The following is a 14,882-nucleotide window of genomic DNA, read 5'->3' as shown; positions in this document are numbered from 1 at the left end:
CGGGAGTCATTAAAATTGTAAATACAGCATTTTCTTTTAACTTAGCTATCAATTTCGTTTGATATATAACCATCTACAAATATAATAAATAACTGAGTCAATTCATACAAATTTTCTTTCAGATGTATTTCCTGACATAAAAGAAAAGCTTCATGAATATCAGCGAATGAAAAATACTTTTCATAAGACTTTAGAATTCGCTCATGTCCTGTTATTTCCACACCTTCTTGATCAATCAATAACTCTTCATACAGCTTTTCACCTGGACGTAAACCCGTAAATTGAATTTCAATGTCGCCAATTCCATTGTCATCCATAGGACGGAAACCACTTAAGCGAATCATTTGTTTTGCAAGGTCTACAATTTTAACCGACTCCCCCATATCAAGTAGGAACACATCACCACCCGTGCCCATTGCACCAGCTTGAATCACAAGCTGCGCAGCTTCAGGAATGGTCATAAAGTAACGCGTCACTTCAGGATGGGTCACTGTCACAGGACCACCTTGCGCAATCTGCTTTTTAAACAGTGGCACTACTGAACCTGACGAACCTAAAACATTACCAAAACGTACAATACTGATTTGTGTTTTAGGATGAGTCGATGCTAAACCTTGGCAATAGAGTTCTGCCATGCGCTTTGACGCCCCCATCACATTGGTCGGACGTACCGCTTTATCGGTCGAAATCAGCACAAAAGTTTCCACCCCTTGAGCCACTGCAGCATCGACACTGCGCTGTGTACCAATCGAGGTGTTATAAATACCCTCAAAAGGATTGGCTTCAACCAAAGGTACATGCTTATATGCTGCAGCGTGATACACCGTTTGCACGCTGTATTGTTGCAAAATGCGTTCCAATTTTACTTGATTTGTCACCGAACCTAAAATTGGAATCACCTGCACTCCTGAAGTCTGCAATTCACGATCAATCGAGTACAACGCAAATTCAGACATTTCAAACAGCACCAATATTTTAGGTTGATGCTTGACAATCTGACGACACAATTCTGAGCCGATCGACCCCCCTGCCCCAGTCACCATCACGACTTTATCTTTAATATTCTTTTCTAGTAGCTCAGGCTTAGGTGGTACAGGATCACGACCCAATAAATCAATGATATCCACTTCACGGATATCAGATACTTTGACTTTTCCATCGACCAGTTGGGTGACACCAGGCAATTCCATGATTTTGACGTCAGTGGCTTCAAAGGATTCAATAATTTCCTTTTTACGCGCACGTCCGACCGATGGCATGGCAAGTAAAACTTCCTCGATACCAAATTTACCGAGTTTCTTTTGCGCTTTTTTCGGTGAATAAATCTTTAATCCACTTAAAGACTGACCTCGCAATGATTTTTTATCATCAATAAAACAGACAGGTAAATAATCATCGGAACGATTTAAAGCGGCTGCAATTTGTTGTCCTGCCAATCCTGCTCCATAAATTGCCACGCGTTTACGAGTCTGCTTTTTGGCAAAGGTTTTAAGCGTCGCATAACGAATCACCACACGACTCCACCACATGTAAGAAAACAGCATAAAGCCGTACATGAGTGGGATACTCATTGGAATAAAGGCGACATCTAATTTTTTGATGGCATACAACGCCACAATTTGAATAAATGTCCCGATCGAAATACGCAGTAAATAATCTTCGTTAAATGAACGCACGATGGCGCGGTAAATCCCGAGCAAAGCAAAAATCAGTACACCTGCGATGGCAACATAGATATACCAAGCCTCAAGACCTTGCATCACAGTGACATTTGGTCGCGCCAAACGAATGGCATAGGCCAGCCACATCATCAAAGGCAGCATGCACATGTCCATGGTCACCAAAACCACTTGTTTTTGGCGACGCGGTAAAGATGCAATGGAACGAATAAAATCTTTCATTTAGGCTCAGTTATCATGGCTGAAAAAGCACGCTGTGATTATACGCTGTTTTAGGCTTGAATCTTGGCAATCACGCTTTGAATCGCATCTATGGTTTTTTGCAGGCTTTGTTCAGACAGTGTTGGATGTATCAAGAACATCAGACTGCTTTCACCTAATGCTTTCGCATTGGCTAAACGTGTTTCTGGACGCCACGGTGTCTCATCAAAAGCTTTTTCTAAATACACTTCTGAACATGAGCCACTAAAACACGGCACCGCTTGCGCGCTGATTTCCGCCATAATGCGATCACGTGACCAGCCTTCAGGCAGAGCATCAACATTGACCTGCACATAGCATTTATAACTTGCATGTACATAATCAGATGATGGTTTTGCGACTGTAAAATAAGGACTATTTTCAAATATGGCTTGGATACGCGCCATGTTGACATTACGTTTTGCAGTCCATTCAGGCATTTCTTTCAGTTGCAAACGGCCTATCACCGCTTGCATCTCCATCATGCGCCAGTTGGTGCCAAAGGAGTCGTGCAACCAACGGAAACCCGGTGGGTGTTGTTTGTTATAGACGCTATCGAAGTTTTTGCCATGATCTTTGTATGACCACATTTTTTTCCAAAGATGTTCATCATTGGTGGTGACCATCCCGCCTTCACCACCGGTGGTCATAATCTTATCTTGGCAGAATGACCATGCACCAATATGACCGATTGAACCTGCGGATTTACCTTTATACATCGCACCATGTGCTTGGGCGCAGTCTTCAATCACGACAATGCCTTTTTCCTCAGCCAATTGCATGATTGGACCCATATCACACATCCAACCTGCCAAATGTACACAAATAATGGCTTTGGTATTCGGGGTCAGCACCGCTTCAATAGTACGGCGTGAAATGTTTTGCGAATCGAGTTCAACATCAGCAAAAATTGGATTGGCACCTGCGGTCACAATCGAGCTTGCAGACGCTAAAAAGGTACGTGAAGTGACAATCACATCATCCCCCTCACCTACACCTAAAGCTTTGAGGGCTAAATCCAATGCCACTGTGCCATTCGCGACGGCAACGGCGTGTTTTGTTCCAACGAACTGTGCAAATTCCTTTTCAAATTCACGGCATTCCTGACCTGTCCAATAATTGACTTTATTGGAAAGAAGGACGTTTGACACCGCATCGGCTTCTGCTTGGGTAAAGCTTGGCCAAGGCTCAAATTCACTGTTTAACATGGAATTTTCCTAAAACTTATTGCTGTGAAGTGCTGACAATCCGCGCAGGATTACCCACCACTGTTGCGCCCGCAGGAACACTTTTGGTGACTACGGCACCCATGCCGACAATCGCGCCTTTGCCAATCACCAATGGCTGATCGGGCGTGCCCTGCTTAATCTTGGCACCTGCGCCAATATAGGCATGGTCATGAATATGAATATTGCCGTTGCATTTTACGCCTGGCGCAAAGGTAACGAAATCCCCAATCACACAATCATGCTCCACATAGCTGTATAAATTGGCATGGAAGCATTTGCCGATTTTAATGTTGGAGGTAATCGTAACAAATGGGCTTAAAGCTGAACCTTCCGCGATTTGAACCTCATCCATGAAAATCACGTTATCGGCAGAGATCGACCAAAGCTGAATACCATCGGCTTCTAAACGATGAGCAATTTTTTCTCGTACCCGACTATTGGCAATCGCAATTTGTACATATTTTTCAGATGCTGATTCATTTAAAAATGCCTGATAGTTCATGGCACGATGGCCATTCACTGAACTGATTTCTGTTAAAGCATCATCAATAAAGATAATTTCAGATTGATCTTGTTCACGCGCCAATTGCTGACGGGCAACAGGCATCAGACTACGCCCACAACCTGAAGCACCATAAATTGCATAAAGTGTTGTCATTTTTTGTGTTCCGGTGTGCCGGCAAATTTACTCATGGTTGCCTCGCCTTCGGCACTAATATCATCTTTGGCGATGACTTTTTTTATGGTTTTGAACATGATTTTAAAATCAAGCCATAGCGATTGGTTTTCAACGTACCATGTATCGAGTTCGAATTTCTTTTCCCATGAAATGGCATTACGACCATTCACTTGCGCATAACCAGTGATGCCCGGACGCACATTGTGGCGTTTGGCTTGTTCCTCATTATATAAAGGCAAATATTCCATCAGTAATGGACGCGGACCCACGATACTCATGTCGCCTTTAATCACATTCCATAGTTCAGGCATTTCATCCAAACTGGTTGCACGAAGCATTTTACCAAATGGGGTTAAACGCTCACTGTCGGGTAATGGATTGCCCTCAGCATCCAACGCATCTTTCATGGTGCGGAACTTGAACATTTCAAACGGTTTGCCGTGTAGACCCGGACGTACCTGACGAAATAGCACCGGTGAACCCAAATTCTTTTTCACCTTGTGTGCCACAATAAAATACACAGGCGATAGCAAAATTAAAGCGGTCGATGCAATCGTGATATCAATAATACGTTTTAACATTGAATTCCTCTGCCCCTTAGTCAAGATCTGTCCAACGTCTATTTACAGATTGACCTGCATTATTCATGTGAATCACTTTGGCATAATTTCCCACAGCCGTGGCATTTTCAGGAATATCTTTAGTGACCACACTTCCTGCACCAATCGTGGCATTCTCACCGATTTTAACATCTTCAATAATGCAAACATTGGGGCCAATATAAACATTATCGCCAATTTGTGCGGCTTTACGTCCACCATTGGCACCAATCGTCGTAAATTGGGAAAGATTAACATTGTTACCAATTTCAGCAGTTGGATTAATCACCAACGGACCACCATGACCAATATATAGACCGTAGCCAATTTTGGTGCTGATATGGATATCAATGCCGTATTTTCTTTTTTTATAGTAATAAATTGGATAAGCCAATTTTGCCCAAAAGGTTTTTGAACTAGCAATCCGTAGCCAAAACGAAAAGTTAAAACCGCGATTGAGTAAATAATTTTTTAAAAATAATTTAAAACTGATCTTGCCCGTATAACGATATAAATCACTTTTGATATATTTGATGATCATTTCAGCACCTCATGATGCACAGATGCTAATTGCATTTCACTCATCATATGACGATTAACCTGATGCACATCATATTTATTGAGGGCGATTTCACGTGAACGTTGCCCCATGAGTTCAATGAGTTCTGGATCTTCAATAAAATAGTGCATGCTGTGTACCAAATCATCGACTGATTTTACTCCGACCAAATAGCCATTTACACCATGGGATACGGTTTCACGGCACCCTGGTGCATCAGTGGTGATAATCGCACGACCCATCGCCATGGCTTCTAATACCGTGCGTGGTGTGCCTTCACGATACGATGGCAACACATAGACTGAGCTTTCTGCAATGGCAGGACGGACATCAGTGAGTTTGCCCCAATATTTGAGGCGACCATCAGCAATCCATTGATCGAGTTCAGCTTGGGCAATCGCAGAAGGATTATCATCAATCCAGCCGACTAAATGAAATTCTGCTTCAGGATGCTTTTCTTTAATGATACGTGCCGATTCCGCATATTCACGTACGCCTTTATCACCGAGTAGTCGGGCAATCAGCAAGAAGGATGCTTTAACCTGCCCTTCTGCATTTTTCGGTAAAGGCATGACATCAAAGTCTTGGACATTCACGCCTGAACCATTCACCACCACAGTGGGTTTGTTGGGTTCAAGCAAGTGCATATCTTGGAATAGTTTTAAGTCATCAGGATTTTGAAAAAAGACTTTTTCACTATATTTTAAAGCTTGGGCATATAAGCCATGCACAATTTTTTGAAATAGACTGCGTTTACCTGATTCGACATTTTGAAAGGCATAGCCGAGACCGGTAATCAACGCAAAACGATGCGGTACTTTGGCTAGCCATGATGCGAGCGTGCCATAAATCACCGGTTTAATGGTATAGGACAGCACATAATCCGGTTGAATACGACGAATTTGCTGATACAGATGTTTAAATAATTTTAAATCCGACAGTGGATTGGTGCCCGTGCGTTGCATCGGGATTTCATGCAAGTGATAGCCAAGTGCTTGTAGTTTCTGCTGTTCTTCGGGAAAGCTTGCAAACTCAGGTGCCATGATATGAATCTCATACCCTTTGGCAGAAATCGCTTCCAATAATTTGCCACGAAAATTCAATACCGACGGCAAAAAACTACTGATCATTAAAAATTTCATGCCTGTTGGCTCCACACCTGCATATATTGACAGCTGACGGTTGCAATACTGAAATTCTGCTCGACCCGTTCACGCGTTGCTTGTTTTAAGCCTTGTTTTTCTGCCTCGGTTTTTTGTGCATACGCCAAAATCGCATCTGCCAAGGCTTGGGCATTTCTTGGTGGCACAATACTGCCTAAATCTTGCACAATATATTTGGCATCACCCACATCTGTACTGATACATGGTAAACCGGATGCCATGGCTTCGACCAACACATTTGGAAAACCTTCAGTAATTGAAGTCATCAGAAAAGCATCAATCGATTGATAAAAGGCAGGCATATCTGAGACTTGATCCAATAGATGAACCTTTTCAGCATCTAACTGATATTGTTCAAATAAGGCTTTAACTTCTGGGTTTTCTAAACTCGCGCCACTACCTGCAATTTTAAAGATGATGTTTTCATCTTTCAGCAAGTCCATAGTTTCAAACAAATAGGGATAACCTTTGGCGGTGTGATATCGCCCTGCAAAACCAATTACGGTCGGTTGGTGGAACTGCAAATTCGGCTGAAATTTATCGAGAAATACGCCATTGGCAATCACATGCTGATAGGTATTTTGAAAACCAAAGTCAGCATGTTGCTGTTTCGATGAATGCGCACAATAAATAATGGCACTGGGTTGTTTTGATAAAGCTTTACTTAAACCCAGTGCAATTTTAGTACTGATTGATTCATCTTTTGGGGATGCAAGTGAGTGATGAATGCCCCACACCACATTTGGTTTTTGAGCTAAACCGACGACACTCAGACTAGTCAATGCATTGGCATGGTACATCCAACATTGCACAGTTTTCGGTTGTAATTGTTTGAGTAAACCGCGCAATTTTTGAATCGTACTTAGTGTATTTAAACCATTCCACTGCAGCGCATAATGTGACTGACAACGCTCGAGCGTGGTTTGATACACCTCAGAGGTTTTCATTAAACTGATAATCACATGCTGATATTGATCTTCAGTGAATTGAATCAGACGTGCCAGCATCATCTCAGCACCGCCTACCCCTGCAAAGTTGGTAATCACATGCACCATTAGCGGTTTATTCATGCCTTCGACTCCAACAAATCTCGGTACTGATGCACCACGGTATCTTTATGGAATTGCAAACAATGTTGCTTAAAGGCTTCCGCATCAAACTCGACATAATCATGATACAACGCTTGATGCATAGCATGACTCAAAGCTTTTTGATCATCACATGGCACCAATAGACCAAACTGACCGTCTGCCAAAATTTCACGTGGACCACTTGGACAATCCGTACTGACCACTTTGACGTTGGAGGCCAATGCCTGAATCAACACACCCGGTAAACCTTCCCAATTCGAGCTTAAAACAAACAGTGAAGCATATTTAAAATAGGCATATGGATTTGGATCAAATCCTGGTAAATCCACCACGTCGGTTAAATTCAGTTCCTTAATTAAGGCTTCAAATTCAGCACGTAACTCGCCTTCACCTAAAATAATGAGACGAGTTTCAGGATGGATTTGATGTAACTCATGGAAAGCACGAATCAATAAACCAAAATTTTTGGCTTCAGTTAAACGCCCAACTGCCAACACCACTTGGTGATCTTGGCTAAAGAAATGGTGTTGTACCGGTGCTTTGAGTTTTTGCAGATAACTGCTGTCAATCACAGGGTTAAAAATGGTGTTCAGGTTATTTTCAGCGTAATGATAGTACTGTTTAAAATCTTCTAATACACCATTGGAGACACAGACCACTTGATCGGCACTGCAATAGGTCCAATTCACCAAACGGTTAAAGACAAACTTTTTTAGCCCTGTCAGCTTCATATTTTTCGATGGCGTCGAGACTTCACGCAAAATCAGTTTGCTCTGACTTTTTGCCAAACGTTTTGCAATAGCACAGACGATATTGCTGTGGCTTTGGGTAGCAATCACTGCATCATATGGAATGGCTTTGAGTAATTGTTTTAAGGGTTGAATTGCCCGAAATACACGACCGCAATTGAGATCAATTAGCTGAATTTTAGAGTCGACTTCAGGCAGTAGTTTGGATTTTTCACCGCTTAAATCACAGACCACCACATCGACATCACGGCCTTGCTGTACCAGGTTATTTGCTAGTTGGATTACGGTACGCTCCGCACCGCCACCACCTAAAGTTGGCAAGAAAAACATGATTTTATTCAGCATAGAACAACCTAAAATGTGGGGAGAATGAATTAAGAGGATTTTTGCTGTTGCACTTGCATGGCACGTTCAACACGCTGTTGATAATCAGTGATCCCGACCAAGTCGCTATCACTAGCACACGTGCTTTGAATTTTGGTTTGATAATCAGCAAAGCTCGACACCACTTTCGCAGGGATACCAATCGCCACAGTATTGTCTGGAATATCTTTGGTCACCACTGAACCTGCACCAATCACCACATTCGAGCCAATCTTCACGCCCGGCATAATAATGCTATTCACACCAATAAACACATACGAGCCAACTTGAATCGGCGCAAAGCGTTGATAACGTTTACCTTGGGCATCTTTGACCAAACAGGTACTACCATCATGGGTAATAAATTTTACGCCTGAGGTGACCGTAACATGATCACCCAATGATATTAAAAACGGTTCTGAGCCCCAATTTTTAATATAAATTCGACAGTTTTCACCAATTTTCACCCCCTTTTTACGTGCATATGCCACACTGCCTTTAGCCATAAAATAGACCAAATCAAACAACTGTCGAAAAGCAGAAACAATAAATGCCATATACATGACCTATGTCAGGTTCTAAAAGGAGGAAAAATCGCTGAATATTTTACGCTGAAAATGCACTTGAAGATATGCGTGTGAAAGTCACGTGAACCTTGTTCTAAAGCGCTTTGATTTTTTTGACAGGACTACCGACATAAACCCCAGCATCATCCAGCGGTTTGGACACCAAACTACACGCGCCAATCACGCTATTGCTTGGTATATTCACGCCATCTAAAACTGTCACTCGTGCACCAAGCCAAATATTTTCACCGAGGCTGACACCGAGTTTGGTAATCGCATCTTTGACCAAAAGATCAGGCTCACCGAACTTATGATTACTCGCAATAATAATGCTTTGCGTACCAATACGGGTGTTATCGCCAATCGTTACACCGCCACAGCCATTGATATACGATTTGGAATTGATACTAACATCTTGACCAATCACTACCTTGCCACCAAAACATTTGATATAGCAGTTTTCACCAATAAAACTGTTGTCGGCGATCTCTAGCACAGCACCATTTTCAACAATCAGACTGACATGATCGCCAATATAAACATTGTTGCCGATCTTCACCTTTCCACTAATATCGACCGTACAGCCTTTGCCGAAATAGCGAAACTTCGTGCCAAAAGCCATGTTATAAAATTGCTGACGACATTGTGCAGTGAACCAATTCATCAGTTTTAATAGTTTAAAAAACATCAGTTTTTGTTTCTCCACACCACATATAAAATGGCAAAGTTATAGATGATGAGTGCGACAGGCACTGCCAATAGCATATAAATTTTATCGTCAAATAAAACATATAAACCGGCAAATAATGCGAACTTAATGATCAGCTCAACAATTTGCAGTTTAAACAACACTTGGCTGTTACGCTTGGCAATTAAAAAAGCCGAGCTAGGCGGATTACAGAAAATCGCCCAATAGCCCAAGGCTAAAATTTGGAAATAGCTTGAGATGCCGATCCATTCAGTGCCAAAAACCCATAAATATAGGGATTCAGGCAAGATAAAGAAAATCGCAAATAAAGGTAGTGAAACGAGACTGAGCAATACACTCGCCTTTAAAGCACTTTGATTGGATTCTGTGGTTTTGAATTTGCGAATAAAGAACTGACGCAAGGTTTGCGAAATCAGATTGATCGGCACACGTAAAGTACGCTCGACAATGGCATAGAAACCCATCGCCTGTACACCCACAAAATGCGACACCACATAGTAAGGCAAGTTATGCGAAAAACTATTCAACAAAGCATGTGGCGTATTGGCGTAAATGAAATCTTTATAATTCTTAAATGCCTGCCAACAGACTTGATAGAGTTGATGTTTCAATAGATAAATTAATACAGCCACAATCACGATGATCGAGCTGATATTGTAGCTATTGACCAAACTAATTTGCATCACAAGCGGTAAAGACAGTTGAACCACTACCACAATCGCACTTCTAAAAATATTCAAGCTCGCACAGAAATATTCTTTATGTGCGGAAAATTGATAATTATACAGGCTCTGAATCAGGGTATTGGCAAGCACACCTGTGGCAACCGCCCCTGCCATTTCAACATTTAAAATGAAGCTGATGATAATACCACTGATAATAGCAATCGCCGTTGAGAACACTGCTCCTTCAAAAATCAGGCTTTTTTTATCCTGCTCCTCAGCGACCAATAAAGCTTGATCCAGACGCAAATTCGCTACAGTCGATAAAACACTAACGATCGCTAAAGCAATCCCATACGCCCCAAAGTCCGCAACAGAATATAAGCGTGTTAAAACAGGAAGTGCGATAAATGTCATTATCGCACCTGCAAGTAAACTTAATGTGATCAGCCCAATGGACTGATACTTTGCGAACAGTTTCGCAATCATCTGCTTAAGATCATTTTAAGTTGTTCACGTACCAACGCATGGCCAGTTGAATACCTTCGGCAATTTTAAACTCAGGCGCATAACCCAAATGCTTTTGAATCTTAGCAATACTCGCTTGTGAATGACGCACATCCCCTGCACGGAAATCACGGTACACAGGATCCCGCTCGAACTGTACATCATTTTCCGCAAGTGCTAATTGAATCGCACGGTACAAGTCATTGAGCGTAGTACGATCACCCACAGCCACGTTATAGACCTGATTTTTCGCCTCATCGGATGCAGTTGCTGCCAAAATATTGGCTTGTACTGTATTGTCGATAAAACAGAAATCACGACTGGTTTCACCATCGCCATTGATGAAGACATCTTCACCATGAATCATCGATGCCGTCCATTTTGGAATCACTGCCGCATAAGCACCGTTTGGATCTTGGCGTTTACCAAACACGTTGAAGTAACGTAAACCAATGGCTTTAAAGCCGTAGCTCCGAGCAAATGCATCGGCATACAGCTCATTCACATATTTAGTCACCGCATAAGGTGACAATGGATTGCCAATATTTTCTTCGACTTTTGGCAATGCAGAATGATCACCATAAGTTGAGCTGCTTGCCGCATAAGTAAAGCTTGCTACACCGGCATCACGTGCCGCAGTTAGCATATTGAGGAAACCACTGATATTGGTTTCATTGGTAGTAATCGGGTCTGCAATTGAACGTGGTACTGAACCAAGTGCCGCTTGATGCAACACATAGTCCACACCTACACAGGCTTTTTGGCAATCGGCAAACTGACGAATATCACCTTCAATAAAGCTGAATTTCGCCCACTGCTCTGTGGTCACAGAAGCTTGGACTTCATCCAAATTATGTTGATGACCTGTGGCAAAGTTATCTAAACCCACCACGGTTTGATCAAGCTTAAGTAGTGTTTCTAAAAGGTTTGAGCCGATAAAACCTGCAACGCCTGTCACGAGCCATGTTTTTGGCTGTACTTTCAGTTGCTCACATACCTGTTGATATTGATTCATGAAAAATATGTCCTCTTACAAACGCAAATCAGATTCGGCTTGAGATAACACATATTTCAAGTCATACAATACATGTTCAGATTTACCCAAAGCACGGATAGCATCTGCACCCATCGCTTTAAACTGATCATGTGCCACCGCTAAAATCACGGCATCATATTTGCCATTTTCTAAAGTCGAAATTGGCTGAATGCCATATTCATGCTTAGCTTCTTGAGCATCAATCCATGGGTCATAGACATCGGCATCAATATGATATTCTTTCAGCTCCTTCACGATATCAATGATGCGGGTATTGCGAATATCGGGGCAGTTTTCTTTAAAGCTGAGACCCAAAATCAGGACTTTGGCATCTTCCACCTGAATGCGTTTTTTTAGCATGGCTTTCACAAGCTGAGTCACCACATACGCACCCATGCCATCATTGAGACGACGACCTGCCAAAATAATTTCAGGATGATAGCCAATCGCTTGGGCTTTATGGGTTAAATAGTACGGATCCACACCGATACAGTGACCACCCACTAGACCCGGACGGAAAGGTAAGAAATTCCATTTCGTGCCAGCCGCTTGCAGCACCGCTTCGGTATCAATGCCCATTTTATTAAAGATCACTGCAAGCTCATTGATCAGTGCAATATTCACATCACGCTGTGTGTTTTCAATCACTTTAGCTGCTTCAGCGACTTTGATACTCGCTGCTTTATGGGTACCAGCTTCAATAATCAAGTTATAAACTTCATCGACAAAGTCAGCGACTTCTGGCGTTGAACCTGAAGTGATTTTTAAAATATTGGTGACACGGTGCAATTTATCACCTGGGTTAATACGCTCAGGACTATAACCTGCAAAGAAGTCTTGGTTAAATTTAAGACCTGATGCTTTTTCTAGTTCAGGAATACAGATTTCTTCTGTCGCACCTGGGTATACCGTAGATTCATAGACCACCACATCGCCTTTTTTCAGAACTTGCCCAATACTTTGCGATGCTTTAACAAGTGGGATAAGATCTGGCTGTTTATATTCATCAATTGGTGTTGGCACTGTGACAATATACAAATTACAGTCTTTTAGATCTTCTAAATTCGCACTATAAATCAACTGCGTAGACTGCGCTAACTCTTCTGATGAAACCTCTAATGTATGGTCATGCCCCTTACGCAACTCATCAATGCGTTTTTGATGGATATCAAAGCCCACGACAGGAACTTTTTTACCAAACTCAACAGCGAGCGGTAAACCGACGTAACCCAATCCGATAATGGCAATTTTTAGATTATAGAGATCATACATCTCTGAAGCCTTATATATGCTCTAAAATGGATATTCTACATCATTAATAGTTTGATAAAAATTACTCTTATTAAACTCCTTTAAGTCAGAGAAGTTATACTTTCTGCATTTAAAACATAAAGATAGCTTGGGTAAGATATATTTATTGTTTTAATTAGTATAAAATGTCGCTTAACTTTATATAGTTAAGTTAAGATTAATTTTTGAATAATCATAAATGTATACAATATAGGAATACGAGTGAGTCACTATCGTTATAGTTTGCTGTTGGCATTAAGTTTAAGCTTTACAGGATGTGCTGTTACCTCAGGTCTTCAAACCTATGACTTACCTGAAGAAGGTGTTTTTCAGACGGATTTGGGCACTCAAGTCAATGTCATCAAACTCACTCAAGAGTCCCTTTTTGCTGTTCAACCTGCACAAGTCAATGTTCACCAAGATTTGGGACATTTGTTTCTACAAAATCAAAAACAATATCTACTCAGCGCTGGTGACGTATTATCCATTTATCTATGGGCATATCCAGAAATTACACCTCCAACCAGTACCATTAGTAATCAAGAAGCCATTAAATCCAATGGTTATCAAATCGATTCTCGTGGCTATATTCAATTTCCAATTATTGGACGTTATAAAGCGGCTGGCAAAAGTTTAGATCAAGTGAATCAAGAACTTCGTCAATTACTTGCCCGTTATTTAAAAACGCCAGATGTCATCGCTAGAGTTTTGTCTTACCAAGGTCAGCGCTATTCGGTACAAGGCAACGTGATGAAAGGGGGTCAATATACGCTAAATGACCAACCCACCAGTATCTATACTGCGCTTGGTTTAGCCGGTGGCATCAACACACAATTTGGTGCTAATACGTCGATTAGTCTTGTTCGCAATGGTCAAACCTATAATTTAAATTCGATTGAGCTGGAGAAAGCAGGGTTTTCACTACACAATCTTTTGGTACAAGCCAACGATACGATTTACGTGAACTCGCGTGAAGATCAAAAAATCTATGTCATGGGTGAGTCAGGTAAAAACCAATCCCTACCAATGCGTGATCAAGGCATGACTTTAAGTGATGTGATTGGGGAGAGCTTAGGGCTAAATCCATTGTCTGCGAGCAGTAGTAAAATTTACGTCGTTAGAAGTCAAAGTGACTCACCTATGACTGAAATCTTTCATATGGATCTGTCTAGCATTGCTAATTTTGGTCTCGCTAATCAGTTTAAAATGCAAAGTAATGATATTGTTTATGTCGATGCAACGGGTCTAACGCGCTGGCAACGTGTGGTCAACCAGGTTATTCCTTTCTCCAATGCTTTATATAATTTAGATCGTTTGGGGAATTGATGAATTTTCAAAATATTTTAGTGGTATGTATTGGAAATATCTGTCGAAGCCCCATGGCAGAATATTTCCTAAAAGATGCGTACCCTGATCGAAACATACACTCTGCTGGGATTTCTGGCTTAGTTGGCCATCCTGCAGATGATAAAGCATTACAATGTATGCAAAATTTCGGTATAAATATGCAAGATCATGTGGCGCGCAAACTGAATGCTGAATTGGTCAAAAATGCGGATTTGATTCTTGTCATGAGCCAGAACCAACAGAAGCATATCGAACAAACATGGCCATACGCAAAAGGAAAAACCTTTCGCTTGGGGCACTGGCGTGAAAAAAATATTGCGGATCCTTACCAACACGATCAAGCATTCTTTAATGACACCTGTCAGTTGATTCAGGATTGTATCGCTGATTGGAAAAAACACCTTTAATATTTTG

Annotated in this window: 15 protein-coding genes; 2 read left to right on the top strand and 13 right to left on the bottom strand. The window is 41.6% G+C overall.

Annotated features, from left to right (window positions below):
- Positions 1 to 41: 41 nt before the first annotated feature.
- The 13 genes from AC1M9L_RS11260 to tviB all read right to left on the bottom strand — a co-directional run bounded on the left by AC1M9L_RS11260 (position 42) and on the right by tviB (position 13,103).
- Entirely contained in the window at positions 42 to 1,901 is a 1,860-nt protein-coding gene (locus AC1M9L_RS11260; RefSeq protein WP_481592160.1) for a polysaccharide biosynthesis protein, read from the bottom strand.
- A 50-nt stretch (positions 1,902 to 1,951) separates the two neighbouring features.
- Entirely contained in the window at positions 1,952 to 3,127 is a 1,176-nt protein-coding gene (locus AC1M9L_RS11255) for a DegT/DnrJ/EryC1/StrS family aminotransferase (protein WP_481592159.1), read from the bottom strand.
- A 16-nt stretch (positions 3,128 to 3,143) separates the two neighbouring features.
- Complete coding sequence (locus AC1M9L_RS11250; RefSeq protein WP_481592158.1) at positions 3,144 to 3,806, bottom strand: acetyltransferase; 663 nt, start codon at positions 3,804 to 3,806, stop codon at positions 3,144 to 3,146.
- On the bottom strand, positions 3,803 to 4,408 hold the full coding sequence (locus AC1M9L_RS11245; RefSeq protein ID WP_481592157.1) for a sugar transferase: 606 nt from the start codon (positions 4,406 to 4,408) through the stop codon (positions 3,803 to 3,805). Before AC1M9L_RS11245 ends, AC1M9L_RS11250 begins: the two co-directional genes overlap by 4 nt.
- 16 nt (positions 4,409 to 4,424) lie before the next feature.
- Positions 4,425 to 4,967, bottom strand: coding sequence for a serine O-acetyltransferase (locus AC1M9L_RS11240; protein ID WP_481592156.1), 543 nt, complete (start codon positions 4,965 to 4,967; stop codon positions 4,425 to 4,427).
- Complete coding sequence (locus AC1M9L_RS11235; RefSeq protein ID WP_481592155.1) at positions 4,964 to 6,127, bottom strand: glycosyltransferase family 4 protein; 1,164 nt, start codon at positions 6,125 to 6,127, stop codon at positions 4,964 to 4,966. The genes AC1M9L_RS11240 and AC1M9L_RS11235 overlap by 4 nt, the downstream gene beginning before the upstream one ends.
- On the bottom strand, positions 6,124 to 7,218 hold the full coding sequence (locus tag AC1M9L_RS11230; protein WP_481592154.1) for a glycosyltransferase: 1,095 nt from the start codon (positions 7,216 to 7,218) through the stop codon (positions 6,124 to 6,126). Before AC1M9L_RS11230 ends, AC1M9L_RS11235 begins: the two co-directional genes overlap by 4 nt.
- A complete protein-coding gene (locus tag AC1M9L_RS11225) occupies positions 7,215 to 8,333 on the bottom strand; it encodes a glycosyltransferase (RefSeq protein ID WP_481592153.1) in 1,119 nt (372 codons plus the stop codon). Before AC1M9L_RS11225 ends, AC1M9L_RS11230 begins: the two co-directional genes overlap by 4 nt.
- Positions 8,334 to 8,362: 29 nt before the next feature.
- Positions 8,363 to 8,908 (bottom strand): acyltransferase, encoded by a 546-nt coding sequence (locus tag AC1M9L_RS11220; protein WP_481592152.1) that lies wholly within the window; start codon positions 8,906 to 8,908, stop codon positions 8,363 to 8,365.
- A gap of 103 nt (positions 8,909 to 9,011) precedes the next feature.
- Positions 9,012 to 9,605, bottom strand: coding sequence for an acyltransferase (locus AC1M9L_RS11215; RefSeq protein WP_104494892.1), 594 nt, complete (start codon positions 9,603 to 9,605; stop codon positions 9,012 to 9,014).
- A complete protein-coding gene (locus tag AC1M9L_RS11210) occupies positions 9,605 to 10,777 on the bottom strand; it encodes a lipopolysaccharide biosynthesis protein (RefSeq protein ID WP_481592151.1) in 1,173 nt (390 codons plus the stop codon). The genes AC1M9L_RS11215 and AC1M9L_RS11210 overlap by 1 nt, the downstream gene beginning before the upstream one ends.
- Before the next feature lie 10 nt (positions 10,778 to 10,787).
- A complete protein-coding gene (locus AC1M9L_RS11205) occupies positions 10,788 to 11,810 on the bottom strand; it encodes an NAD-dependent epimerase/dehydratase family protein (RefSeq protein WP_481592150.1) in 1,023 nt (340 codons plus the stop codon).
- Positions 11,811 to 11,825: 15 nt separating this feature from the next.
- Entirely contained in the window at positions 11,826 to 13,103 is a 1,278-nt protein-coding gene (gene tviB, locus AC1M9L_RS11200) for a Vi polysaccharide biosynthesis UDP-N-acetylglucosamine C-6 dehydrogenase TviB (RefSeq protein ID WP_481592149.1), read from the bottom strand.
- A 240-nt stretch (positions 13,104 to 13,343) separates the two neighbouring features.
- On the opposite strand from tviB, the gene AC1M9L_RS11195 reads away from it, so the two are divergent.
- Together AC1M9L_RS11195 and AC1M9L_RS11190 are read left to right on the top strand one after the other, a co-directional pair.
- Positions 13,344 to 14,447: a polysaccharide biosynthesis/export family protein gene (locus AC1M9L_RS11195; RefSeq protein WP_481592148.1), complete on the top strand. Its 1,104-nt coding sequence runs from the start codon at positions 13,344 to 13,346 to the stop codon at positions 14,445 to 14,447.
- Positions 14,447 to 14,875, top strand: coding sequence for a low molecular weight protein-tyrosine-phosphatase (locus AC1M9L_RS11190; protein WP_481592147.1), 429 nt, complete (start codon positions 14,447 to 14,449; stop codon positions 14,873 to 14,875). Before AC1M9L_RS11195 ends, AC1M9L_RS11190 begins: the two co-directional genes overlap by 1 nt.
- Positions 14,876 to 14,882: the final 7 nt, after the last annotated feature.

This window comes from Acinetobacter sp. ANC_7511, from assembly GCF_056779975.1.
The sequence above is the reverse complement of the archived record's forward strand: the minus strand, read 5'-3'. Positions and strand labels throughout refer to the sequence as shown.